This is a genomic window from Pseudomonas sp. R4-34-07 (assembly GCF_003852375.1).
Classification (GTDB): domain Bacteria; phylum Pseudomonadota; class Gammaproteobacteria; order Pseudomonadales; family Pseudomonadaceae; genus Aquipseudomonas.
On sequence record NZ_CP027760.1, the window covers coordinates 1848584 to 1873429 of the forward strand.

The following is a 24846-nucleotide window of genomic DNA, read 5'->3' on the forward strand; positions in this document are numbered from 1 at the left end:
GCGTTGTAGTGAAAGTCACAGCATCAAGGTACTCAATGTACACTTGTTCACTGAAATGTTAAACCGGACCTGTTTATCGGCCCGTTCGGGTGCCTAAGACTGCCGCACTTTCGTCTTCCACGCCAGTCGGACTTGGCTTGAACGCGACAGCTAGTTCACCCAGCGCTGAAGGATTTGCTGCAAATCCGTGCGTTTGAACGGTTTGGCCAGGTAATCGTTCATTCCAGCAGCGAGGCAGGCTTCGCGGTCGCCCTGCAAGGCGTTGGCGGTCAGGGCGATAATCGGCAGATCGGCGCAGCCCGGCAGCTGGCGGATGCGCCGGGTGGCCTCGTAGCCGTCGATCAATGGCAGGCGGCAATCCATCAGGATGGCCGTGAAAATCAGGCTTTCGGCACTGCGGATCGCCTCGGCGCCATCGGTGGCCAGGCTGACTTCGAAGCCCAGGCTGCGCAGCATGGCTTCGACCACGGTACGGTTAACCGGGTTGTCTTCCACCAGCAGTATATGCCGCCCGTCGCCCGCACTGGTTTTACCCACGGCGTCCGGGGCGATGGCGGGCAGGCTCTGTTGATCGATAGCCAGCGGAATTTCCAGGGTGAACACCGAACCCCGGCCTTCTTCGCTCTGGGCGCGCAGGGTGCCACCCATGCGTTCGGCCAGCGTACGGGCAATCGGCAGGCCGAGGCCGGTGCCGCCGTAACGTCTTGAAATGGAACTGTCGGCTTGCTGGAACGCGTCGAACATTAATTCCAGGCGCTCGGCGGAAATGCCGATACCACTGTCGCGCACGGTGCAGGTGAACCACACCAGTTCATGGTCCAGGGTTTGCCAGTGGGGCTGCACGTGTACCGTGCCGTGCTCGGTGAACTTCAAGGCATTGCCGATCAGGTTCACCAGAATCTGCCGGATACGCGTCGGATCACCGCGCACCCGCAGGGCTTCCATGCCCGATGGAATCGGCAGCTCAAGGGCCAGCCCGCGTTGCTGCGCACTGTGCTGGAACGCCTGGGCGCAACTGCTGATCAGCTCGGCCAGGTTGAAGGAAATATGTTCCAGCTCCAGCGCGGCCCGTTCGATACGCGAAAAGTCGAGGATGTCGTTGATCACCTTGAGCAGGTGCTCGGTGGACTCGGAGGCCAGCGCCGCGTACTCGGCCTGCTCTTCGGTCATTTCGGTGGTTTCCAGCAGTTGCAGCATGCCCAGCACGCCATTCATGGGCGTGCGCAGCTCATGGCTCATCATCGCCAGGAAGTCCGACTTGGCATTGTTCGCGCGCTCGGCTTCTTCGCGGGTCTGGATAAGCTGGGCCATGGCCTGCTGTTGTTCACGGCTGGCCTGGTTGAGGCCGGCGGCCAGGTTGTTGATGTGCCGCGCCAGATCGCCCAGTTCGGAGTCATCGACAATCGGCAGCGGTGTCTTGTAGTCGCCCTGCTGGATGGCCTTCACCGCATTCCCCATGGCGCTGATCGGCTGCGACAGGCTGGCGGCCAGGCGTCGCGCCAGCAGGCAGGTGAACAACAGCGCGAACAGCGCCAGGATGCCGGCCTTGAACAGGATTTCCTGCTGGCGCTGGCTGAACGCATCGTTGGACATCCCGACGATCACTCGGCCCAGGTAATCCGCGCGCGGCGCTGTGGGTTCGTTGAGGTTGTCCTGGAAAAAGTCATTGCCCAACTGGATATGTTGCAAGCGGATCGGTGCCTGGAACACCTTCACCGACAGTGAGCGGTCGTGTTTCTCCGACGGCTGCTCGACGTACACCAGAATGTTCTCGGCGCTGTCCTGAATCTCCAGGAAGCGCACGTGGGGGGTGGCCAGCGTCGCGCGCAGCAGGGTGTCGAGCACCTCGTTGTTGCCGGAAATAACGCCGTACTCGGTGGCCGGCGCCAGTTGGTTGGCGATCAACTGGCCGGTGTGGTCCAGTTCCTGGCGCAAGTCCTGGATACGCACGAAGGTAAAGAAGCTGATCAACAGCAAGGTCAGCAACAGCGCGGGCCCCAGGGTGATGAGCTGGGTGCGGGTATTGATGTCCCAGCGACGGCGCAAGGTCATGGGCGTCTGTCTCCTTCGGCCAAGCGGGCGGCGACGGCAGCTTCGTCGACCTGTTCGATGCCCAGTGAGCGCGCGACTTGCGGGTTGCCCACCACTTTGAAATGTTCCGGGTAGAGCGTGCGCGGCCAGTTGGCAGGCGGGTGGTCCAGCAGCCGGTCGAGTACCGCGAGCCAGTCAGGCTGGTCGCTGTAAGTGCTGGCCAGGCTCCCAGCGCGGACAAACCCGGCATTGGGCCCCACCAACGGCAATTGCTGGGCATAGCTGCTCAATAACAGGTTCTTGGCGGTTTTAGGGTTGTACAGTTGCGGATCGTCCAGGCCCAGCAGCACGTCACTGTTCTTGAACAGGGCTTGCAGGGGGCGGCTGTCATTGGTGTTGTCCCAGCGTTGCGGCACGATTTCCAGGCCCAGCGGCGCCGCGTACCGGTGTAGCTCGGGCAGCAGGAATTCGCTGTCGGCACCGTAAAGCACACCGATGCGCCGGGCCTGGGGCACGATGCTGGCGATCAGGCGCAACTGGCGCGTCAGCGGCGGATCGCTCCACAACAGGCTGATTTTTGCCGGGTGAGCGCCGCCCAGGCGTTGCTGGGCTTGCAGACGGCTGATGCGCAGCACCAGGGTCGGCGGGCCCTGGCTGTCCTGCAAGCGCCAGTCGAGGCCGGGCAGGTCGAGCAGGATCAGGCGGGTAGTGGCGGGCAACTGGCTCGGCGCCGGCAGGTTTTGCAGCAGGGTGAAGGAGACATGGTCTTCGGGGCGCTGTTGGGCGAGGGCCTGTGTAAAGGCTTGGACGCCGGCACCGTCCTCGGCGGCGGTCAGCAGGATTTCCGCGCTCCACACGGGCCTCGTGAACAGCAGGCACGCCAGCAGCAAGCCTTTGCGCCACAGCCTTGAAACGACAGGGAGGGTCATCCGTGACGAGTCGCCCATGTCAGAACTCTAACTGCGCGCTGAAGTAGAGCACATGGCGATGGTCGTAATGGTTGTCGGGCCAGGTGGTCGGCTGGTTATCGAGGCGTTGTTGCAGCATGCCGGCCAGCTCCACGTTGGTTTTGCCCAGGGCAATGCGCTTGGCCACCCGCAGGTCGACCCGTTCGAAGCGATACTCGTTGAGTGCGTCGTCACCATAGTAAAACAAGGCGCTGGACCAGCCGTGGCCCCATTCGCGCAACCAGCCGGCCGAGCCGCTGTTGCGTGCGGTCTGCGCTTTGTCCAGCGGGTTGCTGGTGCTCGCGTCGACGTAAGCGTAGGTCAGGCGCAGGCGGTCGGCGCTGCTCACGCGCCAGTCGAATTGGGATTCGGCACCGGTAAAGCGCGAGCTGTTGGCGTTGCTGGCGATGTATTGGTTGTTGCGCAACGGCGAGCTGATCATGTCGGTGATTTCGTCATAGAACAGCTTCACGTCGACATTCAACCCGAGGTCGGCAAAGAAGCCGTTGTAGCCCAGTTCGCGCGAACGCATCAACTCTTTATCGAGATTGCCCGGGCCGCGTGTTACCACAAAATATTGCCCGGAATTCTGCCCATACACCGGCGAACTGAGGTTGGTGACGCGGTAGCTCCAGTTGACGTTGTTCTCGAACATGTCCGGTGAACGGATCGCCTCGGAGTACACCGCCCGCAGACCGTGGCGCGGGTTGATCAGGTAGTTGACCGCCACGCGGGGTGTCAGCGAGTTACCGCTCAAGTGGGTGTCTTCGTACATCGCGCCGCCTTGCAGCAGCCAGTGTTCGCTGGCGCGCCATTCCAGGTGGCCGAACAGGCGCCAGGTGGTGTCGTCCAGCGTTCCGTTGAAGTAGGTGTCGGAGTCGGCGCGGTCGTAGCGGTAATTCATTCCGCTGACCAGGCGCAGGCTGTCGGAGAGGCTGAGGGTGTCTTGCAGCTCGACGTCGTAGCGGCTTTCCTGGGTGCTCTGGTCGATATCGCCGCACACGCTTTGGCTGGCGCCGTTGCGCCATTGGTCCAGTACCTGGTTGCCCAACGCCTGCTCGGCGGCGCTGCCGGGCGGGGCGCTACCCTGGCTGAACTGATCCATGTGCCGCGCCAGCTTTTCGGCGTAGTTGGGGTTGAGCTGCCACAGCTGGGTCAATTCGGGGCTGAACGAAACCTTGGCGTCACAGGCTTTCCAGATCTGCCGACGGTTCCATTGCTGGGCCGACCCCTGGATATACAGGCTGTGGTCGGGGTTGAAGTCAAAATTCCAGCGCATTGAACCCGCGTAGTCCTTGGCGGTGACGTCGGAATTGGTGCCGCCCTCGGTAATCCCCGCGAACACCGGAGTGTAGGTATAGGGACGCTGATTGGTGCCTTCCTTGGCATCCAGCTGCCAGTCGATGCTCTGTTGCGCATTCAACGTCTGGCTTACGGCCAGGCTGAAACGGCTGAGGCGGCGGCTGTCTCGGCGGTCGGCACCGGCGGCATCGCTGTCAAAACCATCGTCCTGTTGCCCGGACAGCGACAGGCGCAAGTCGCCGGTTTCCCAGCCCACGCCCTGGCTGGCATAGACATCGTTGATCCCGCGTTCACCGCGGATGACCTTCACCCGCGTGCCCTGGCTGTTGGCCGGTGAACGGGTGAGGATATTGACCACCGCCATCAGCGCATTGGCGCCGTAGCTGACGGTATTGGGGCCACGAAACACCTCAATGCGCTCGATGTCTTCCATGGCCACTGGAATATCGCTCCAGTCCACCGTGGCCAGGCCTGCGCGGTACACCGAGCGTCCGTCGATCAAGACCTGCATGCGCCGTGCATCGCTGGCGCTGGTGCCGTGGTAATTCACCGCCGCCTGATTGCCGGTGGTGTAGCCGACCATCATCCCGGGCACCAGGCGCAACAGCTCGGCAATGTCACGCGCACCGCTGGCCTTGATCAACTCGCTGTCGATCACGGTCATGCTGCCGGGTACGGCCGCGGCCGATTGCTTGAGACGGGTGGCGGTCAATACCTGCGGCAGCGGTTGGCTGTCGAGGAACAGATCGTCGGCCGACGCACTGGCGCTGCACGCCAGGGTCAACGGCAGCATCAACAGCAGGGATGAGCGGGGAGGAGGGCCCAGGTACACGGCGCGGCCTTGATAATTGCGGATAGCCGCCCATGTTAACTGAGGTGAGGCCTTTTGCCAGTCGTGAGACCTGCAATAACTTCATTCAAGTGTGGCATTTTCCGACAAGCGCACGAATTCACACGGGGGCTGGCCGCAAGCAGGTCGCCCCGTATAATGCCGCCATCGCCACTGGTATGGATTAACGGATTGCATATGACTGAACAGCGCCCTATCGCGGTCCTGGGAGGCGGAAGTTTTGGTACCGCCGTGGCTAACCTGCTGGCCGAGAACGGCCACGCCGTGCGCCAGTGGATGCGTGATCCCGAGCAGGCCGAGGCCATTCGCGTGCATCGGGAAAACCCGCGTTACCTTAAAGGCATCAAGATTCATCCGGCGGTCGAACCCGTTACCGATCTGTTGGCAACCCTCGCCGCCTGCGACCTGTGCTTTGTCGCGCTGCCTTCCAGCGCGTTGCGCTCGGTGCTGGCGCCCCACGCCGAACGCCTGGCGGGCAAGCTGCTGGTCAGCCTGACCAAGGGTATTGAGGCGCAGACATTCAAGCTGATGAGCGAAATCCTCCAGGAGATCGCCCCCCAGGCGCGCATTGGCGTGCTGTCCGGGCCGAACCTGGCGCGGGAAGTGGCCGAGCATGCGCTGACTGCCACGGTGGTCGCCAGTGAAGACGAGCAACTGTGCGAGCGCGTCCAGGCGGTGCTGCACGGTCGCACCTTCCGCGTCTACGCGAGTGCCGACCGGTTCGGCGTCGAGCTGGGCGGTGCGCTGAAGAACGTCTACGCCATCATCGCCGGCATGGCCGTGGCCTTGGGGATGGGCGAAAACACCAAGAGCATGCTGATTACCCGTGCTCTGGCGGAGATGACCCGTTTCGCCGTGAATCAGGGCGCCAACCCGATGACGTTCCTGGGCCTGGCGGGCGTCGGCGACCTGATCGTCACCTGCTCGTCGCCGAAAAGCCGTAACTATCAGGTCGGGTTCGCGCTGGGCCAGGGGTTGAGCCTGGAAGAGGCCGTGACTCGCCTGGGCGAAGTGGCCGAAGGGGTCAACACCCTCAAGGTGCTCAAGGCCAAGGCTCAGGAAGTCGGGGTGTACATGCCGCTGGTTGCCGGGCTGCACGCGATCCTGTTTGAAGGGCGCACCTTGGACCAGGTCATCGAGCTGCTGATGCGCGCCGAGCCGAAAACCGATGTCGACTTTATTTCCACCAGCGGTTTCAACTGAGGAACGCGGCATGAACGATTCGAAAGCAGCCCCCAAGTATGAGTCCATTGTGCTGCGCATCCTGTGGATGCTGGTATTTGCCCTGGTGTGGCAGGTGGCGCAGTTCGTGCTCGGCGCCTTGGTGGTGGTGCAACTGATTTACCGGTTGATCTATGGCGCGCCGAACCTGAGCCTGATGAACGTTGGCGACAGCCTCAGCCAGTTCCTTGCGCAGATCGGTCGCTTCGGCAGCTTCCACACCGAGCAAAAACCCTGGCCGTTCGCTGATTGGCCAACCCCGCGTGCACCGGAAGGTGAAGCCGCGCATAGCGTGCCGCCAGCACCGCACCCGGTGCGTGATGAAGAGCCCAAGCTATGAAATTGTGGATCCTGCGCCACGGGCAAGCCCAAGCTCATGCACGCACTGACGCCGAGCGCAACCTGACCGAGCACGGCCGGGCTGAAGTGTTGCGCAGTGCAGCGCACCTGATCGGCCAGCCGCTCAGTGCCATCATCGCCAGCCCTTATGCGAGGGCGCAGCAGACGGCGCAACTGGTGCGCGAGGTGTTGGGGTTCGAGCCGCAGATCCGTACGGTGCCGTGGCTTACGCCAGAGGACAGCCCGGCGCAGGTGCTGGAAAAACTCGATACCGATGACAACGTGCTGCTGGTCAGCCATCAGCCCCTGGTGGGCAACCTGATCGGCTTTTTGCAGCACGGGCACCCGCATCAGCCGCAGCCGATGCATACCGCCAGCCTCGCGCTGTTGGAGGGTGACTTCCCATTGGCAGGGTTGATGAGCTTGGTCAGCGTTGAAAATCCATAAGCTATAGCGCTTATCTGGAATGCCGTTGTGTGTCAGGATTAGGATCGTAATAAAACCAATAAGGACAGTCCCATGAGCCTGTGGCGCACGCAACCGAATATCGAACAGCTCAACGCGAGCCAGAAAAACACTATCGGTGAATTGCTGGATATTCGCTTTGAAAGCTTCGACGACGAATCCATCACCGCCAGCATGGTGGTCGATCACCGCACCCATCAGCCCTACGGCCTGTTGCATGGCGGCGCCTCCGTGGTACTGGCCGAAAGCCTGGGCTCGGTGGCGGCCTACCTGTGCGTCGATGCGAGCAAATTCTATTGCGTGGGCCTGGAGGTCAACGCCAATCACCTGCGCGGTGTGCGCAGCGGGCGCGTAACGGCGGTGGCCAGGGCCATTCATATCGGCCGCACGACCCAAGTGTGGGACATCCGCTTGACCAACGACGAGGGCAAGGCCAGTTGCGTATCGCGCCTGACCGTGGCCGTGGTGCCCCTGGGCGAACAGCCTCCGGCGCGATAGACATGGCGTGAGTGTCATCATTCCTGGCGGTTACGGTCATTGCCGTGAACGCCAGGCATGGTGACAATCAACCTCTGTTCCTGGAGAGCGCGCCGCTATGTCGCAGCATGTGTTTTTCGCCCACGCCAATGGCTTCCCGTCGGCCACCTACGGCAAGTTGTTCGCGGCCCTGGCCCCCGAATATACGGTGGCGCATCTGCCGCAGCACGGCCACGACCCCAGGTTCCCGGTGGACGATAACTGGCAGAACCTGGTCGATGAACTGATCCACCATCTGCAGCAGCAACCGGAGCCGGTGTGGGGCGTCGGCCATTCCCTGGGCGGGGTCTTGCATTTGCACGCCGCCATGCGCTGCCCGCAGTTGTACCGTGGCGTGGTGATGCTGGACTCGCCGGTGTTGACCCGCGCGGATCGCTGGGTGATTCGCGCCGCCAAACGCTTTGGTTTGATTGATCGCCTGACTCCGGCCGGACGCACCCTGGGCCGTCGCGAAGAATTCACCGACCTGGACGCCGCGCGCGCTTACTTCGCCGGCAAGACCCTGTTTCGCGGTTTCGACCCCGAGTGCTTCGAGGCGTACCTGCAACATGGTCTGCTGCCTGTGGGCGACCGTCTGCGTCTGCGTTTCGACCCCGCGACGGAAATCAGCATCTACCGGGGCGTGCCTCACACCAGCCCCGGCCAGGTGCGCCAGTTGAAAGTGCCGCTGGCGGTGGTGCGCGGCCGGCAGAGCCGTGTGGTGATGCGCCATCATGTCAGCGGCGTAGGTCGCCTGCCCATGGGCGAGATGCTCACCATGCCCGGCGGCCATATGTTCCCCCTTGAACGACCCCAGGACACCGCCACCTTGATCAAGCACCTGTTTGCCCGCTGGCAGGCCCGTGAGCGCAGCTGCGCATGAGCGCGCCCGTGGAAGAAGTACGCCTGAGCCTGCCGCATATCGAGCTGGCCGCGCATCTGTTCGGGCCTGAAGATGGCTTGCCGGTCATCGCCCTGCATGGTTGGCTGGACAACGCCAACAGCTTTGCGCGCCTGGCGCCGAAGCTGCAGGGTTTGCGCATCGTCGCGCTGGATATGGCCGGGCACGGGCACTCGGCACATCGTCCGGCCGGGGCCGGTTACGCCGTGTGGGATTACGTCCACGATGTGTTGCAAGTGGCCGAGCAACTGGGCTGGCAACGTTTTGCATTACTTGGCCATTCCCTCGGCGCCATCGTTTCCCTGGTGCTGGCCGGAGCCTTACCGGAGCGCGTAACGCACCTGGGGCTGATCGACGGGGTGATCCCGCCGACCGCCCGCGGCGAGAATGCGGCCGAGCGGCTGGGCATGGCATTGCAGGCGCAATTGAGCCTGCAGGGCAAGCGCAAGCCGGTCTATGCGAGCCTGGATCGGGCGGTCGAGGCGCGCATGCATGGCCTCGTCGCGGTCAGCCGCGAAGCCGCCGAACTGCTGGCCCAGCGCGGTTTGATGCCGGTGCCGGGTGGCTATACCTGGCGCAGCGACAGCCGCCTGACCCTGGCATCACCGATGCGCCTGACCGATGAACAAGCCATGGCGTTCGTACGACGCGTGAGTTGCCCCACGCAATTGGTGGTCGCGGCTGACGGGCTGTTGGCGAAACATTCCGAATTGCTTTCACAGCTGCCCTTTACCGTGACGACGCTGCCGGGTGGCCATCATTTGCACCTGAATGACGAGCCCGGTGCGGTTCTTGTTGCAGACTGTTTCAATCGGTTCTTCTCCGCGCCTTGACTTGGCGCGGTCAACTGCCGAGGCTGGGCGGATTGAAAGGGAGTCAACCATGAACCATCTTGAAACCGCTGCGACCCTCCATGGCCACGGCTTATTGATCCGATGAGCCTGGGTAAAGGCTGTATCCGTGCCTTTGGGCTGTGCTGTTTCAGCCCGCTGGTGTTCGCCGCCGATGTACCGGGAAGCCAGGACTTACCGGCCATTGCCCGCCAGGTGGACGCGCAGATCGTCGACTATCGCCCTGCTGAAGAAAAGGAACGCATCTACCCCATGGGTGCGATCCGCAAGATCAGCGGTCAATTGCGCTCCGAAGCCCAGGCCACCGCACGCGGTCCAACCACTGCGATCACCTACGAGCTGCCCGCCGAGCACAGCTCCAGCGCCGCCTTTACCGCCACTCGCGAAGCCTTGCAGGCTCAGGGCGCGCAGCTGTTGTTCTGGTGCCAGGCCCGCGATTGTGGCGAAAGCAGCCTGTGGGCCAATGAAGTGTTCGGCAACGCCAAGCTGGTCGGGGCCGATGGCCAGCAGGAATACCTGCTGTTGCGCCTGGCGGCCCCCCAGGACAACTCGCTGGTGGCGCTGTACGGCATTACCCGTGGCAATCGACGCGCCTATCTGCATGTCGAGCAACTGGATGCCAGCACGCCGCTGGGCACTCTTCTGCCCACGTCGGCAACCCTGTTGCGTGAGCTGAAAAGCACCGGCGAGCTGGACTTTCCCGCGCTCGGCGCCGAGCCCGACGCCACCTGGTTGACCTTGATTTCCCGTGCGCTGAACCTCGATACCAACCTGCGCGTCAGCCTGACCGGGCCCGGCGCCGAAGCCTGGCGCCAGGGCCTGATCGACAGTGGTGTACGCGCCGCGCGCCTGGAAACCGGCACAGGCAAGGCTGAAGGCCTGCATCTGCATCTGATACGCTAAGCGCCACAGGGCGAACGGACCCGCGCCGTTCGCCTAAGCTGTCTTCCTACATGACTCTTTTCGAGATACCCGATGCTCAATAACGATCGCCTGCTGGTGCAAATCCTGCTGCTGGTGCTGTTCGGTGCCAGCTTCTGGGTCATGGCGCCGTTCTGGTCGGCGCTGTTCTGGGGCGCGGTGCTGGCGTTTGCCAGTTGGCCGCTGATGGTACTGCTGACCCGTGGGCTGGGCGGTCGCGAATCACTGGCGGCCGGTATCCTGACATTGGGCTGGATGTTGCTGGTCGCGCTGCCGCTGGTGTGGCTGGGGTTCAACCTGGCGGACCATGTGCGCGATGCCGTCGTGTTGATCAAGGATATCCAGGTCGACGGCTTGCCCAATGCGCCCACCTGGCTGGGCTCGATCCCGCTTATCGGCGAGCGGCTGGTGGCGACGTGGGACAGCATCGACCAACAGGGCGCGGCGTTGATGCAGAGCCTCAAGCCTTACCTGGGCCAGGTCGGCAATTGGTTGCTGGCGCGCAGCGCGCAAATCGGCGGCGGCATTCTCGAGCTGACCTTGAGCCTGGTCTTCGTGTTCTTTTTCTACCGCGACGGGCCGCGCCTGGCGATGTTCGTGCACCGTCTGCTGGAGCGCCTGATCGGCGACCGCGCCAGCTATTACATCGAACTGGTGGCCGGTACGGTGCAACGGGTGGTCAATGGCGTGATCGGCACGGCCGCCGCCCAGGCCGTGCTGGCGCTGATCGGCTTCCTGATCGCCGGGGTGCCTGGCGCGTTGCTGTTGGGCGGCGTCACCTTCCTGCTCAGCCTGATTCCCATGGGCCCGCCGCTGGTGTGGATTCCGGCCACGGCCTGGTTGGCGTGGAAGGGTGACTACACCTACGCGGTGTTCCTTGGCGTGTGGGGCACCTTCATCATCAGCGGCGTCGACAACGTGCTCAAGCCTTACCTGATCAGCCGTGGCGGCAACCTGCCGTTGGTGATCGTGCTGCTGGGCGTATTCGGCGGCTTGATCGCGTTCGGCTTTATCGGCCTGTTTATCGGCCCGACCTTGCTCGCGGTGGCCTACAGCTTGTTGACCGACTGGAGCGCCACCCAGGCCCAGGCGCGGCGCGAAGACAAGCCGCTCTAAGCCCTCGGCAGCCACACTACGGCGGTCAAACCGCCGCCTGGCGTATCGTCCAGGCTCAGGTGGCCGCCGAGGCGCTCGACCGCTTCCTTGGCGATCGTCATGCCCAGGCCGACGCCGCCGGAATTACGGTTGCGCGAGCCCTCCAGGCGAAAGAACGGTTCGAACACCGCTTCGCGCTTATCGGCCGCGATGCCAGGGCCGTGATCGATCACGCGGATCATCAGGGCGCCGCGGCTGTCGGCCAGTTCCACGCGCGCCGAGCCGGCATAGCGCAGGGCATTGTCGATCAGGTTGTTGAGGCACGAACGCAACGCCATCGGCTGCACCTGCAAGGGCGCGCAGGTGCCGCACACCTGCACATCGCTGCCCTGGTCCTGGGCGTTTTCGCTGAGCGATTCCACCAGCGCCTGCACGTCGAGCCAGTGGCGGGTCTCGCTGGTGCGCTGTTCGTGCAGGTAGCTCAAGGTGGCGTCGAGCATGCCGATCATGTCGTTGAGGTCCTGGCGCATCTGGCCTTGCAGCTTGGTGTCTTCGATCTGTTCCAGGCGCAGTTTCAGCCGGGAGAGCGGCGTGCGCAGGTCATGGGAGACTGCCCCGAGCATGCGTGCGCGCTGGCTGACTTGTTCGCGGATGCGCCTTTGCATCAGGTTGAAGGTTGACGCGGCCTGGCGTGCCTCGCGAGGCCCGGATTCGTCCAGCGGCGGGCTGTCGAGGTCGAGGCTCAAACGCTCGGCCGCCGCGCTCAGGCGCTGGATCGGCCGGCTCAACAGCTTGGCGCCGTACCAGGCGGCGATGATCAGCGAAATGAATTGAAACGTCAGCGGCACCACCGGGCCGCCGAACCAGGGGCGCTGATGCCTGGCCAACGGTTTCATCGAGCCATCCGGCTGCTCGACGAAGGTTTCCGGCGGCGGTGGCGGCGGAGGGCCGTAATGATGGAACCAGAAGAACGCCAGCGCATGCGCCAGCACGATGGCCACCAGCAACACGCCGAACAGCCGCCCGAACAACGTATTGAAGGTGGCGCGCATCAACCGATATCCCGCGCGTCGAACAGATAGCCTTCGCCGCGCACGGTCTTGATCAAGTGGGGGGCCTTGGGGTCGTCGCCCAGTTTCTGGCGCAGGCGCGACACCAACAGGTCGATGCTGCGATCGAAGGCTTCGATGGAGCGACCGCGTGCGGCATCCAGCAATTGCTCGCGGCTCAACACGCGGCGCGGGCGTTCGATGAACACCCACAGCAGGCGGAACTCGGCGTTGGACAGCGGCACTACCAGGCCATTGTCGGCCACCAATTGGCGCAACACACTGTTGAGGCGCCAGTTGTCGAAGCGGATGTTGGCGCGCTGCTCGGTACGGTCATCGCGCACCCGGCGCAGGATGGTCTGGATACGCGCCACCAGTTCGCGCGGTTCGAAGGGTTTGGACATATAGTCGTCGGCGCCCAGTTCCAGGCCGATGATACGGTCGGTGGGCTCGCAGCGGGCGGTGAGCATCAGGATCGGAATGTCCGATTCAGCCCGCAGCCAGCGGCACAAGGTGAGGCCGTCTTCGCCCGGCAGCATCAGATCGAGCACCACCACATCGAAGGTCTCGGCTTGCATGGCCAGGCGCATCGCCGCGCCGTCGGTCACGCCCGTGGCGAAAATATTGAAGCGCGCCAGGTAATCGATCAGCAATTCACGAATCGGCACATCGTCATCGACGATCAGCGCACGGGTGTTCCAGCGCTTGTCGTCGGCGATCACCGCGCCTGGGCGCTCGTCGTTTACCGGGACGGAAGGAGTCTGCATAGTGCGATCATCTACCTGATTGTTACGGCCAGCATAGGCGCCCAGCCCCATGGCTGGAAGTGCTGGACGGTCGGTCATGCGGCGAGGCTAACGGTGGGGCGTGTTGGGCGCATGTCGTGAATGTATCGGCTTTGAAATAATTGTCGCAAACCGGCGCCCATCAACGCCCAAATCAGTATTTACCGATCATCGGATCCCGCAACGGCGCCGCTTGCGCTACAATCCGCGCCGATTTCGACTTGCCTGAGAGCCCATTCCAATGTCCGTCTGCCAGACTCCTATCATCGTCGCCCTGGATTACCCCACCCGTGACGCCGCACTGAAGCTGGCTGACCAGTTGGACCCTACGCTTTGCCGGGTCAAGGTCGGCAAGGAACTGTTCACCAGTTGCGCGGCGGAAATCGTCGGCACCCTGCGTGACAAGGGCTTCGAAGTGTTTCTTGACCTTAAATTCCACGATATCCCCAATACCACCGCCATGGCGGTCAAGGCAGCGGCCGAGATGGGCGTGTGGATGGTCAATGTGCATTGCTCCGGCGGCCTGCGCATGATGAGCGCCTGCCGGGAAGTGCTGGAACAGCGCAGCGGGCCGAAACCGCTACTGATCGGCGTGACTGTGCTGACCAGCATGGAGCGCGAGGACCTGGCCGGCATCGGCCTGGACATCGAGCCGCAGGAGCAGGTGTTGCGCCTGGCCGCCCTGGCGCAAAAAGCCGGCCTCGACGGCCTGGTCTGCTCGGCCCTCGAGGCCCAGGCGCTCAAGAGCGCTCACCCGACGCTGCAACTGGTGACCCCGGGGATCCGCCCGGCGGGCAGCGCCCAGGATGACCAGCGCCGTATTCTGACGCCGCGCCAGGCGCTCGATGCCGGTTCCGACTACCTGGTGATTGGCCGTCCGATCAGCCAGGCGGCCGATCCGGCCAAGGCGTTGGCAGCCGTCGTTGCCGAAATCGCCTGATACCAAATGTAGGAGGGGGCTTGCTCCCGATAGCGGTGTGACAGTCAACAGATGTACTGGCTGATCCACCGCCATCGGGAGCAAGCCCCCTCCCACATTTTGATTCGGTTTCGTCAGTTATCACTGTGCATAGCCATTGCGCCCACGCCATTTCCTGAACAATGAAGATCCCCTGTGGGAGGGGGCTTGCTCCCACATTTGTCTATCCTGTATCAGCTGACCTTCAGCACCAGCTTGCCGAAGTTCTCGCCGTTGAACAGCTTCATCAACGTCTCGGGAAACGTCTCCAGGCCTTCAACGATATCTTCCTTGCTCTTGAGCATGCCCTGCGCCATCCAACCGGCCATTTCCTGCCCGGCAGCGGCAAAGTTCGCCGCGTGATCCATCACCACAAAGCCTTCCATCCGTGCGCGGTTGACCAGCAATGACAGATAGTTGGCCGGGCCTTTCACGGCTTCCTTGTTGTTGTACTGGCTGATAGCCCCACAAATCACCACCCGCGCCTTCAGCGCCAGGCGGCTGAGCACCGCGTCGAGAATGTCGCCGCCAACGTTATCGAAGTACACATCCACGCCTTTGGGGCACTCACGCTTGAGGGCGGCGGGTACGTCTTCGTGTTTGTAGTCGATGGCGGCATCGAAGCCCAGTTCGTCGACCAGGAACCTGCACTTGTCGGCGCCCCCGGCGATGCCAACCACGCGGCAGCCCTTGAGTTTGGCGATCTGCCCGGCAATGCTGCCGACCGCACCGGCCGCGCCGGAGATCACCACGGTCTCGCCTGGTTTGGGGGCACCTGTGTCCAGCAGCGCGAAGTAAGCGGTCATGCCGGTCATGCCCAGGGCAGACAGGTAGCGCGGCAGGGGCGCGAGTTTCGGGTCGACCTTATAGAAACCGCGCGGCTCGCCCAGGAAGTAATCCTGCACGCCCAAGGCGCCGTTGACGTAGTCGCCCACCGCAAAGTTCGGGTGCTTGGAGGCGATCACCTTGCCTACGCCCAATGCACGCATCACTTCGCCGAGGCCGACAGGTGGAATGTAGGATTTGCCCTCATTCATCCAGCCGCGCATGGCGGGGTCGAGGGACAGGTACTCGTTGTGCACCAGCACTTGCCCGTCCTGCGGCGTGCCTACCGGGACTTCCTGGAAGGTGAAGGTGTCCCGCGTGGCGGCGCCGACCGGGCGTTTGGCAAGCAGGAACTGGCGGTTGGTCTGGGCAGTCATGGCGGCAACTCTTTAGAAGGGGAGTATGAGTGATAGACAAGGAACCGCCTGTGAGCAAGGTTGTTCGAGCCACGCGAATGCTTGCCGATAGACGAGGTTGATAGTCAGCCCGGTGGCCTTATCACCCAGACGCATGCAGCGCCAACCGGCCTTCTGATAGTGCTGACGCGTCGCGCCCCGGATTGACTAGACTCGCTCGACGGCTATCAACCCCCCAAAGGACATTCCCATGAGCATGACGTTTTCCGGCCAGGTTGCCCTGGTGACCGGCGCCGCCGCCGGTATTGGCCGCGCGACCGCGTTGGCGTTCGCCGCCGAAGGCTTGAAAGTGGTGGTGGCCGACCTCGATGTGGCGGGCGGCGAGGGCACGGTTGCGTTAATTCAGCAATCGGGTGGCGAAGCCTTGTTTGTGCGCTGCAACGTCACCCTGGAGGCGGATGTGCAGCAATTGATGGCGCAGACCGTCGCCGCCTATGGCCGCCTGGACTATGCCTTCAACAACGCCGGGATCGAGATCGAGAAGGGCAAGCTGGCTGACGGCAGCCTGGATGAGTTCGATGCCATCATGGGGGTCAACGTCAAGGGCGTGTGGTTGTGCATGAAGTATCAACTGCCGCTGTTGCTGGCCCAGGGCGGTGGCGCCATCGTCAACACGGCGTCGGTGGCGGGGCTGGGCGCGGCGCCGAAAATGAGCATCTATGCGGCGTCCAAGCATGCGGTGATCGGCCTGACGAAGTCGGCAGCCATCGAGTACGCGAAAAAGAAAATCCGCGTCAATGCCGTCTGCCCGGCGGTGATCGATACCGACATGTTCCGCCGCGCCTATGAAGCTGACCCGCGCAAGGCCGAATTTGCCGCAGCGATGCACCCGGTCGGGCGCATTGGCAAGGTCGAGGAAATCGCCGCCGCGGTGTTGTACTTGTGCAGTGATGGCGCGGCCTTCACCACCGGCCAGGCCCTGGCGGTGGACGGCGGTGCCACGGCGATTTAAGACTTCACACTGCCACCTGTTCGAAAAGGACTGGGGGGTTGTGGGGTGTTTCCATAGCTGGCAAAAAGCCGCGATCGAATGTGTATCACCAGGTAAAAAACCCAATAAAATCAATACTTTAATAAAAGTTGGGAACGGGTTTTATTGGGCTTCTGTGCTTAACTGTTTGGGTTGAATAACAAACAGTTGAAGTGAGTGGCTCATGGATTTAGGGATTGATCGACAAGCCCCGGTACCGGTGGTGCAGCAAATCATCAGCGCAGTCGCGGGATGGATTCGCAAGCATGGGGTGAGCCCCGGCACACGCTTACCGTCTGTGCGGCAATTGGCCCTCGACAACCTGCTCAGCCAGTCCAGCGTGATCGAGGCATTCGAACGGATGGAGGCCCAAGGCATGCTGGCCTCGAAAAAAGGCTCGGGGTTCGTCGTGGCGCAGCCCGCGAGCATTCAGGAAAACCAGTGGTACGAAGGCGCCGAACAGGGCTGGGGCAGGTTTACCGACAGCCCTTTAGGCGAGCTCAAGCTCAGCTGTGGCTGGCTGCCGGACGCCTGGCGCGAGAGCGATGACATCAGCTACGCGATCCGCGAAGTCAGCCGCACCGACACCGCAGGCCTGTTCAATTACAGCACGCCTCTGGGCCTGCCGGCCCTGCGTGAACAACTGCTCAAGCGCCTGACCCAGATTCAGGTGCCCAGCAGTCTCGACTGCATTCTCACCACCCACGGCGCCAGCCATGCCTTGGACCTGCTCATACGCACGTTGCTCAGGGCCGGCGATACGGTGGTGGTCGAGACCCCCGGGTATGGCAACCTCTACCGGCAACTGGCGTTTCATGGGGTAACGTTGCTGGAAGTGCCCCGCACGCGCAGCGGCCCGGATATCGAGGTGCTGGAGGCGCACCTGCAATGCCATCGGCCCAAATGCCTGTTCATCAACAGCCTCTATCACAACCCTACCGGCACCAGCCTGTGCCGCGCGGTAGCCGAGCGTCTGCTGGCGCTGGCATGCAGCCGGGATTTCCTGATCATCGAGGAAGACGTCTATGGCGATCTGCAGCATGCCAGTTGCACACGGTTGTCGGCGTTGCCCCATGATGACCGTGTCATCTACGTCTCCAGTTTTTCCAAGACGCTGAGCAGCGCCTTGCGCGTGGGCTACCTGAGCGCCAGTGCGGCGATCATCGCGCAACTGGCGCAACTCAAGACCCTGACGGGCATCGGCACCTCACGCTTTGCCGAAGCGATAGTGGCCACCTTGCTGGTCAACGGCGCCTACCGCAAGTGGGTGCAGCGCCTGCGCAAGCGCCTGAATACGCAAATGGCCGCCACCTTGCAGGTGCTGGAGGATGAAGAATGGCAAGTGTTTGCAGTACCCGCCGGCGGCATGTTTCTGTGGGCGCGGCCTGGCGCGCAAAACCCTTCGCGCGTGCAGGCATGTGCCCGCAAGCTCGGTGTGCTGCTGGCGCCGGGAATGCTGTTCAACCCGGCGGGTGAGTGCTGCGAGTGGCTGCGCATCAACGTGGCCTACGCAGCTGATCCGCGAGCACTGGCGCTGTTTCGTGCCCTGGGGCCCGCCAGATCGACCTCGACCATTCTGAAAACGACGGGTGTGTAGCTTTTTGCCATTATTGTGGCGCCCACGACTTGTGTTCAGTGCCCCGTGATTGCGACTCTCGCTGCTGGTAAGCGGGTTTATGGCATCTGCCATTGCAAGAGGACTCAAGTGCAATGATTTCGGGCGCGCAACGACGTTTCGCCAACCTCGGTATGGCGAAAAAACTGGGCTTGGGTTTTACCCTGGTGCTGCTGCTGACGGCAGTGATAGCGGCCATTGGCGTATGGTCGCTGCAAACCGTTGGCCAGCGCTTCGAAGGCCTCAAGCACATGTCTTCGCTCAACAGTGGACTGCAGAAGGTGCGCCTGATCGAACAGGATTACGCCTTGCACGCCGACCCCAAGGCTGTTGACGCCCTGCATGAAAGTGTCGACGCGCTGGCCGCGCTGGCGGCCAGTCTCAAGGCCCAGTCCGCTGCCAACGTGCCGGTCATGACCGATGTCGAGCAAGCCCTGGCGGCCTACCGCAAGGCGTTCGACGAGTTCGTCGAACTGACCCAGGCCAAGGACCTGGCCCTGGAAATGGCCAGTTGGTCGGTGTCCAGCGTGGCCAATAACCTCGATGTGTTGCAGGCCGGCCTGGCGGACGATGGCGCCTATGGCCTGAAGGAAAGCCAGGGCAAGGCGGGTGCCGAGTTTATCGAGCAGGCAGGGCAGGTGAGCCAAGTGTCGCGGTTGATGCTGCAGGCGATGAACGAAGCGCGGCTACGCCTGGATCAGAGCCGCAAGGCCGATGCGGAGGAGGCCGAGCAGGGCAAGATCGAACAGGCCGACCAGGCGCTGGCTCAGGCCGAACAACTGAAAACCTCGGTCAAGGACCCCGGCTACCAGACCGTGCTCAATGAAGTGTCCGGGCATATCGCCGCATTCAGCGAGAAGCTCGGCGAGTACACCGGGCTGTTGGCCCAGGAAAAACTGGTTTACAAACAATTGCATGATCGCGCCGATCAGGTGGTCAGCCGAGTCAACCTGGCCTATGACGCCGAAGACCAGTCGATGCAGGCGCAGTTGGGCAAAAGCACGCTGCTGATCATCGGTTCATCCGCCCTGGCGCTGCTGGTGGGGCTGATCGCGGCCTGGGTGATTACCCGCTTGATCGTGGCGCCGCTGCGCAGTGTGATCGCAGTGGCACAGCAGATTGCCTCTGGTGACCTGAGTGGGCGCATGGAGGTCAGCCGCCGCGACGAAATCGGCCAACTGATGCAGGCGATGCAGCAGATGGGTAACGGCCTGAGCCATATGGTCAGCGGGTTGCAGGCCGGTATCGAGCAACTGGCCAGCTCGGCGCAGACGCTGTCCAGCGTTACCGAGCAGACCAACGTCGAAGTCAGCAGCCAGAAGGAAGAAACCGAACAGGTGGCCACGGCGATGAACCAGATGACCGCCACGGTGCACGACGTGGCGCGCAACGCCGAAGAGGCCGCGCAAGCCGCACAGACGGCGGATGACAAGGTCGACAGCGGCCAACGGGTGGTGCGCCAGAGCTTGCAGCGCATCGAATTGCTGTCCACGTCCAGCAACAGTGCCAGCGCCAGTATCGAAAGCCTCAGCGCGGAGATCCAGAACATCGGCACGGTCCTGGGCGTGATCAAGAGCGTCGCCGAGCAAACCAACTTGCTCGCCCTGAACGCCGCGATCGAAGCGGCCCGCGCAGGGGAGCAAGGGCGCGGCTTTGCGGTGGTCGCCGATGAGGTGCGGGCGCTGGCCAAGCGCACTCAGCAATCGACCGAAGAAATCGAACGCCTGGTCAGCACCTTGCGCAGCGCGGCGCAGTCGTCGGTGCAGCAGATTCAACAAAGCGGCGAACTGGTGAAGCTGGCGGTCAGCGATGCGTTGGAAACCGAAAGCGCCCTGGGCAGCATTGCAGCGGCGGTGTCATTGATCCAGCAGATGAACCAGCAGATTGCCGCAGCGGCTGAAGAGCAAAGCTCGGTGGCCGAAGAGATCAACCGCAGCGTCACCAGCATCCGGGCAAGTGCCGATCAATCGGCGTTGAGCATGCAAGGCAATGCCGCCTCGAGCATCCAGCTGGCGCAGCTGGGCGCGGAACTCAAGGGCATGGTGGGGCACTTTCGCCTCTGATCGCGGCCGGGGCGCCGCGATCAGAGGGGAAGGCGATCAGGCGTTGTTGGCGAGGAACGTAAGCAGCGCCTCATTGACGAAGTCCGGATTCTCCCGGCTGGAGATATGCCCGGCTTCGGGAATCAACGTCAGGGCACAGCCGATCAGCTCGGCCATTTCCCGGGATTCCGCAGGTGGCCGCGGCTTGTCCTGCTCGCCGCACATGACCAGGGTGGTATCGCAATCCAGGCGATGAAGCTGATCGAGAATGTCTGCGCGGCTGAAAATCAAGCGGCCCAGGGGCACCACGCTGTCCAGCAGGCGTTCCCGGGGGAAATCCTGCAGCGACTGACGAAAGTCCTGATACAGCGCTGATTCGCGGTCGATTTCCGGCCTGAAGAAAATCGGCGCGATCACATCCAACAGCGGCGGCGGGATGGCGCCGGCGTCTTCGATCATCTTGAACAGCGAGAAGTAATACTGGCGCGTGGCCTCCGGCTCGGCGCCCAGGTAGGTGTCCATCAGCACCAGGCTGTTGATGCGTTCCGGTGCCAGCAGGGCGAGGCGGGCGCCCCACATGCCGCCGACCGACAGGCCCACCAGGTTGACCTGTGAGATGTCCAGTTGGTCGAGCAAAGCCAGGTTGTGACGTGCCAGGTCATCAAGGGACAGGGTTTGCGCAGGCAGCGTGCCCGACTCGCCATGGCCCCACAGTTCAGGGACGATCACACGGTATTGCTGCGACAGCGCTTCGATCTGCGGTGCCCACATGTCGCGGTCCCACAGGTAGCTCGAACCCAACAGGACGACCGGGCCGGTGCCCTGGTCGATATAGTGCAGCGGTTGTCCATCAATCACGGCGACAGGCATAGCAGGCCTCTAACTTCACGGAGTGAGGGGCACTTTTTTACGCTAGTCGGGGGCGGGGGGATAGATGCAAACTGATGGCACCGTCATGTGCGGCGCAGGCAGGAGCGAGCAAGCTCGCCCCCGCACTCGGAAGGCCGGCCCGTGACGGGGCCAGCGGCACTCAATCGTAAATGGCTTTCTTTTTCCACTCGGCATCGGCGTCGACGACTTTCAGGCCTTCGGTCAGTTCGTTGACTTCGTCTTCGGCCGGCGCGCTGTTGGTCAACACCGTGGAGTTGGCGCGGGCCAACTGTGATTCCAGCAATTGCAGCTGTGCGCTGTACAGCACGGGCTCGGGTTGTTTGCGCAGGTACTGCACGCCACGTTCGAACGCCAGGCGCGCCTGGCCCGGCTGACCTTGCTGCAGGGCATGCTGGCCCAGGTTGTTGAAGAACTCGATGTGCAGCAGCACCAGGATATGGCGGATTTCCTTGATCCAGTGCTTGGCCTCGTTGGTCGGCAGAAAGCCGTCCTGGGCTGCACGGGTGACCTGGCCATGCAGTGCTTCGAGCAGGAAGCGCACATCCTTGGCCTTGGCTTCGGTCTGGATCGGCGCGGGCGGGTTGACCACCGGAATCGATTCGCCCTGGGCGATCATTGCATTCAGCTCGGCGATCCGCGCCTTGAGCGCGGCGCTGGACTTGTTGAGGTTCAGCAGGCGTTGGTTGACGTTGAGTTCCAGGCGGGTCAGCAACAGCTTGAGCGCCGGCGTCATCAACTGGCCGGGAAAGGTCTCGGTGATTTCACCACAGCGACGCAGCCGATCATTGAGCTCGATCTCGGTACGCTTCTTTTCCAGCTTATTGTTTTCCACCACATGGTTCATGTAGCCAATGGCGATCAGTATTACGATCCCGGCTATTACCAGCAGGGTGATCATGAGTGGTGTCACCGGTGTGACCTCTTTATAGGGTTTGCTGTGGAGTGTAGTGACTGCGCTAACCGGCGGATAGGACTGTTCGACCAGTTGCCCAGGTAGTTTCTTCTATATAGGTAAAGTGATCCTGCATGGATGCACATTGCCATCATTTGCCTGTGGCAACTATAGCGCCTTGTGGCGCGTCAGAATATAGGCGCCAGGGCTTGGGCGCAGCAGAATGCCCGCGCAGGCCGCTCAACGGGGCGAAGTCATTGATTTAAATAAATTTATCCTTGGGGGTTGACGACCTTTCAATCCATCCATAGAATGCGCGCCACTTACAGCGTAAAGCACACAGCGAAACGCGGTAGGGAGTGAATGTTGTACGTGTGTCCCCTTCGTCTAGTGGCCTAGGACACCGCCCTTTCACGGCGGTAACAGGGGTTCGAGTCCCCTAGGGGACGCCATATGCGGGAATAGCTCAGTTGGTAGAGCACGACCTTGCCAAGGTCGGGGTCGCGAGTTCGAGTCTCGTTTCCCGCTCCAATTTACAAGCAGTGTGGCCCTCGGGCGGCATTGAGTGAAACCAGGACCACGTCTTCGGACGAGGCCTCTGGGCACTGAAATACACACCATGTGTTTCAGTAGCGTGTCCCCTTCGTCTAGTGGCCTAGGACACCGCCCTTTCACGGCGGTAACAGGGGTTCGAGTCCCCTAGGGGACGCCATTTGCGGGAATAGCTCAGTTGGTAGAGCACGACCTTGCCAAGGTCGGGGTCGCGAGTTCGAGTCTCGTTTCCCGCTCCAATTCAAAGAAAAAGCCACTCAAACGAGTGGCTTTTTTTTGTCTGCGAAAAACAGCGCTCACCCCTTTGAAGTCATTGACGCTGAAGGCTGTTGGCCGGCTGAGCCAACCGCAACGCATTTTCCGGCTGGCCCAGCGGCGAGAACTGCTGGCCGCTGCGCACCACTAGTCCGTGGTCCCGAGAGCAAGCAACTGGCCGACCTGGAGATTGCACTGAGTGAAATGGCCTGGGTGCTGGAGATCCAGCTGTGCCATCCACTCAGCGGTCGGTAGGGTCTTTGAAGATATGCTGATGGTGCTAGCCTTGGGCAAGCCCCCTCCCACAGTGGAGAATCAGAGTTTAGGCAACTGACCGACACGCCCCATCATTTCCGTAACGATCTGCAGGTCCAGCAGGAACTGCTCGACGGTCTTGAACTCACCGTCAGTGTGCCCGGTGTATTTCTCTTTCGGGCGGGCCAGGCCGAATTGCACGCCGTTGGGCAGGTCGTGCACGGAGGTGGCGCCGGCGGATGTGCCGAACTTGTGTTGCATGCCCAGGTTTTCAGTGGCCACTGCCAGCAACGCTTTTACCCATTCCCCCTCGGGGTTGCGGTACATCGGTTTATCCAGCGAATAGGTGAAGTTCACGTTGACCTTGGCGTGCGCGTTCCAGGCGTTCAGTTTCTGCTCGAGCTGTGCCTTGAGTGCCTCCGGGGCTTTACCCTGCGGCGCACGCAGGTTCACCGCCAGCTTGAAGGCGTTGTCATCCAGGCCGACAAAGGTCGGCGAGGTGGTCAGCGGCCCCATGAAGTCATCGGCAAAGCCCACGCCCAATTTGCCGCCCAGGTAATCCAGGCCCCAGTTGTCCGCCGCATACTTCGCAGCATCGGTGATGTGGTTGTGCTTGAGGGCAATCTTTCCATCGAGGCTGTGGATCAACTCCAGCATACGTGCCACCGGGTTGACCCCGGATTCGGGCTCGGAAGAGTGGGCCGACACGCCGGTGACGGTGAGTTTGACGTTCTTGCCGTCGACCTTGGCGGTCACCTGGAAATTGCCGCCATTGCGCTTGGCATAGTCATCCCCGGCCTGTTGCAAGTTGGCCGCTAATTCAGCGGGGTTATCGCTGACCAATGTGGCGACCGATACCGATGGAATCTGGTTAGTGGCCTTGCCGCCGGTCATTGCGATGATCTCCGCGCCCGTGCCTTCACCCTTGCGCACCGGGAAGGTGGCCATGACGGTGCCCGAGCCTTTCTCGGCAATCACCACCGGGTAACCGCCATCCAGCGCCAGGTTGTATTGCGGCACGGGGTTGCGTTCAAAGTAGTAAGGAATGGCGTCACCGGAGGTTTCTTCAGTGGTGTCCACCAGCAGCTTGAACGTGCGTGCCAGCGGCAGTTTTTCCTCCTTGATTACCTTCATGGCATACATCGCCACGACGATGGCGTTCTTGTCATCCTCGGTGCCACGGCCATACATGCGGTCGCCGATCAGCGTGACCTTGAACGGGTCGAGCTTGGTGCCATCCGGCAGCACCCAGTTTTCCGGCGTCACCGGTACCACATCGGCGTGGGCATGCACGCCGACCACTTCTTGACTGCTGCCTTCCAGGGAAATTTCATACACGCGGTTATCGACGTTACGGAAGTTCAGGTTGAAAGACTTGGCCAAGGCCTGGATTTTGTCGGCGATCTTGAGAAATTCCGGGTTTTTATACTGCGGTAGCCCGTCGACGTTGAACGTCGGGATTTCCACCAGCTCGCGCAGGGTTTCGAGCGCGGCTTTGCCGTACTTCACGCGGGTGTAAATGCCCAGCAGGCGGTTGATCTCGTTCTGCTGGTCGGCACTCAGGGTTTTGTTATCGAGAAATGCGCTGATGGCCGGGGCGATGTCACCGGTCTTGCCCAGGTCGCCTTTGGCCAGGGCACCGAGGAAACTGCGGAAATCGCTGACCGATGTGTCGCTGAAACTCTTCAGAATCGCGGTGTTCTGTTCAGGCGTGATGTTGGCAAGCGCAGCTGGGGTGGCGGCTGCAAGGCTGGCGGCGAACAGGGTGGCGGCCGCGAGTTTTTTCAGTGGAAAGTGCATGGTTAGAGGCATTCCTTTGCAGGGAGTGAGTAGGGTGTTTCTGACCGATAAGGCAGAAACATTTTCACACACTACCATTACCCAGATGCCCCAGGTCAATGC

The 24846-nt window shown here is 62.2% G+C and carries 21 protein-coding genes, 4 tRNA genes and 1 pseudogene; 17 read left to right on the top strand and 9 right to left on the bottom strand.

The window, feature by feature from the left end; genetic code table 11:
• Positions 1–150 precede the first annotated feature (150 nt).
• Genes C4J85_RS08495 through C4J85_RS08505 form a run of 3 tightly spaced genes read right to left on the bottom strand, consistent with a single transcriptional unit; the run spans position 151 to position 5112 of the window.
• A complete protein-coding gene (locus C4J85_RS08495) occupies positions 151–2052 on the bottom strand; it encodes an ATP-binding protein (protein WP_124370179.1) in 1902 nt (633 codons plus the stop codon).
• Positions 2049–2978, bottom strand: coding sequence for an ABC transporter substrate-binding protein (locus C4J85_RS08500; RefSeq protein WP_124366439.1), 930 nt, complete (start codon positions 2976–2978; stop codon positions 2049–2051). The genes C4J85_RS08495 and C4J85_RS08500 overlap by 4 nt, the downstream gene beginning before the upstream one ends.
• 1 nt (position 2979) lies before the next feature.
• A complete protein-coding gene (locus C4J85_RS08505; protein WP_124409426.1) occupies positions 2980–5112 on the bottom strand; it encodes a TonB-dependent siderophore receptor in 2133 nt (710 codons plus the stop codon).
• 195 nt (positions 5113–5307) lie between these two features.
• On the opposite strand from C4J85_RS08505, the gene C4J85_RS08510 reads away from it, so the two are divergent.
• The 8 genes from C4J85_RS08510 to C4J85_RS08545 all read left to right on the top strand — a co-directional run bounded on the left by C4J85_RS08510 (position 5308) and on the right by C4J85_RS08545 (position 11460).
• Complete coding sequence (locus C4J85_RS08510) at positions 5308–6333, top strand: NAD(P)H-dependent glycerol-3-phosphate dehydrogenase (protein ID WP_124403567.1); 1026 nt, start codon at positions 5308–5310, stop codon at positions 6331–6333.
• Between the two features lie 10 nt (positions 6334–6343).
• Positions 6344–6691 (top strand): DUF4389 domain-containing protein, encoded by a 348-nt coding sequence (locus tag C4J85_RS08515; protein ID WP_124361997.1) that lies wholly within the window; start codon positions 6344–6346, stop codon positions 6689–6691.
• Entirely contained in the window at positions 6688–7137 is a 450-nt protein-coding gene (sixA, locus tag C4J85_RS08520) for a phosphohistidine phosphatase SixA (RefSeq protein ID WP_124409427.1), read from the top strand. Before C4J85_RS08515 ends, sixA begins: the two co-directional genes overlap by 4 nt.
• Positions 7138–7209: 72 nt before the next feature.
• Positions 7210–7653 carry a hotdog fold thioesterase gene (locus C4J85_RS08525; protein ID WP_124361999.1) on the top strand — a complete coding sequence of 148 codons (444 nt, stop codon included), beginning with the start codon at positions 7210–7212 and terminating at the stop codon, positions 7651–7653.
• Between the two features lie 97 nt (positions 7654–7750).
• Positions 7751–8554, top strand: a complete 804-nt coding sequence (locus C4J85_RS08530; protein ID WP_124409428.1) for an alpha/beta fold hydrolase — start codon at positions 7751–7753, stop codon at positions 8552–8554.
• On the top strand, positions 8551–9405 hold the full coding sequence (locus C4J85_RS08535) for an alpha/beta hydrolase (protein ID WP_124362001.1): 855 nt from the start codon (positions 8551–8553) through the stop codon (positions 9403–9405). The genes C4J85_RS08530 and C4J85_RS08535 overlap by 4 nt, the downstream gene beginning before the upstream one ends.
• Positions 9406–9507: 102 nt before the next feature.
• Entirely contained in the window at positions 9508–10326 is an 819-nt protein-coding gene (locus tag C4J85_RS08540; protein WP_124409429.1) for a DUF4892 domain-containing protein, read from the top strand.
• A 72-nt stretch (positions 10327–10398) separates the two neighbouring features.
• Complete coding sequence (locus C4J85_RS08545) at positions 10399–11460, top strand: AI-2E family transporter (protein ID WP_124366445.1); 1062 nt, start codon at positions 10399–10401, stop codon at positions 11458–11460.
• Here the strand turns inward: C4J85_RS08545 and C4J85_RS08550 are convergent.
• Both C4J85_RS08550 and C4J85_RS08555 read right to left on the bottom strand, forming a co-directional pair.
• Positions 11457–12491, bottom strand: a complete 1035-nt coding sequence (locus C4J85_RS08550) for a HAMP domain-containing sensor histidine kinase (RefSeq protein WP_124406735.1) — start codon at positions 12489–12491, stop codon at positions 11457–11459. The two genes, C4J85_RS08545 and C4J85_RS08550, sit on opposite strands and share 4 nt — an antisense overlap.
• Positions 12491–13255: a response regulator gene (locus C4J85_RS08555; RefSeq protein WP_124409430.1), complete on the bottom strand. Its 765-nt coding sequence runs from the start codon at positions 13253–13255 to the stop codon at positions 12491–12493. The genes C4J85_RS08550 and C4J85_RS08555 overlap by 1 nt, the downstream gene beginning before the upstream one ends.
• A gap of 259 nt (positions 13256–13514) precedes the next feature.
• Here C4J85_RS08555 and pyrF point away from each other — a divergent pair, with 259 nt between their 5' ends.
• Positions 13515–14213, top strand: coding sequence for an orotidine-5'-phosphate decarboxylase (gene pyrF, locus C4J85_RS08560; RefSeq protein WP_124366448.1), 699 nt, complete (start codon positions 13515–13517; stop codon positions 14211–14213).
• A gap of 212 nt (positions 14214–14425) precedes the next feature.
• Here the strand turns inward: pyrF and C4J85_RS08565 are convergent, their stop codons facing one another.
• The gene (locus tag C4J85_RS08565) at positions 14426–15433 is read right to left on the bottom strand and encodes an NADP-dependent oxidoreductase (protein ID WP_124409431.1); all 1008 of its coding nucleotides are present in this window, start codon (positions 15431–15433) and stop codon (positions 14426–14428) included.
• A gap of 229 nt (positions 15434–15662) precedes the next feature.
• On the opposite strand from C4J85_RS08565, the gene C4J85_RS08570 reads away from it, so the two are divergent.
• From C4J85_RS08570 to C4J85_RS27905, 4 genes and pseudogenes are all read left to right on the top strand, one after another.
• Positions 15663–16424, top strand: coding sequence for an SDR family oxidoreductase (locus tag C4J85_RS08570; protein ID WP_124406738.1), 762 nt, complete (start codon positions 15663–15665; stop codon positions 16422–16424).
• A 202-nt stretch (positions 16425–16626) separates the two neighbouring features.
• Entirely contained in the window at positions 16627–18039 is a 1413-nt protein-coding gene (locus C4J85_RS08575) for a PLP-dependent aminotransferase family protein (protein ID WP_124406739.1), read from the top strand.
• Positions 18040–19034: 995 nt separating this feature from the next.
• Positions 19035–19259: pseudogene (locus tag C4J85_RS27900) on the top strand (HAMP domain-containing protein); the annotation flags it as partial.
• A gap of 18 nt (positions 19260–19277) precedes the next feature.
• On the top strand, positions 19278–20120 hold the full coding sequence (locus C4J85_RS27905; protein WP_372238013.1) for a methyl-accepting chemotaxis protein: 843 nt from the start codon (positions 19278–19280) through the stop codon (positions 20118–20120).
• Between the two features lie 36 nt (positions 20121–20156).
• Here the strand turns inward: C4J85_RS27905 and C4J85_RS08585 are convergent, their stop codons facing one another.
• Together C4J85_RS08585 and C4J85_RS08590 are read right to left on the bottom strand one after the other, a co-directional pair.
• Positions 20157–20969, bottom strand: coding sequence for an alpha/beta fold hydrolase (locus C4J85_RS08585; RefSeq protein WP_124409432.1), 813 nt, complete (start codon positions 20967–20969; stop codon positions 20157–20159).
• Between the two features lie 160 nt (positions 20970–21129).
• Complete coding sequence (locus C4J85_RS08590) at positions 21130–21900, bottom strand: hypothetical protein (protein WP_164487854.1); 771 nt, start codon at positions 21898–21900, stop codon at positions 21130–21132.
• 358 nt (positions 21901–22258) lie between these two features.
• Here C4J85_RS08590 and C4J85_RS08595 point away from each other — a divergent pair.
• The 4 genes from C4J85_RS08595 to C4J85_RS08610 all read left to right on the top strand — a co-directional run bounded on the left by C4J85_RS08595 (position 22259) and on the right by C4J85_RS08610 (position 22673).
• Positions 22259–22334: transfer RNA gene (locus C4J85_RS08595), tRNA-Glu, on the top strand.
• 3 nt (positions 22335–22337) lie between these two features.
• A tRNA-Gly gene (locus tag C4J85_RS08600) sits at positions 22338–22413 on the top strand.
• A gap of 105 nt (positions 22414–22518) precedes the next feature.
• A tRNA-Glu gene (locus tag C4J85_RS08605) sits at positions 22519–22594 on the top strand.
• 3 nt (positions 22595–22597) lie between these two features.
• A tRNA-Gly gene (locus C4J85_RS08610) sits at positions 22598–22673 on the top strand.
• Between the two features lie 331 nt (positions 22674–23004).
• Here the strand turns inward: C4J85_RS08610 and C4J85_RS08615 are convergent.
• Positions 23005–24744 (bottom strand): dipeptidase, encoded by a 1740-nt coding sequence (locus tag C4J85_RS08615; RefSeq protein ID WP_124409433.1) that lies wholly within the window; start codon positions 24742–24744, stop codon positions 23005–23007.
• Between the last annotated feature and the right edge of the window lie 102 nt (positions 24745–24846).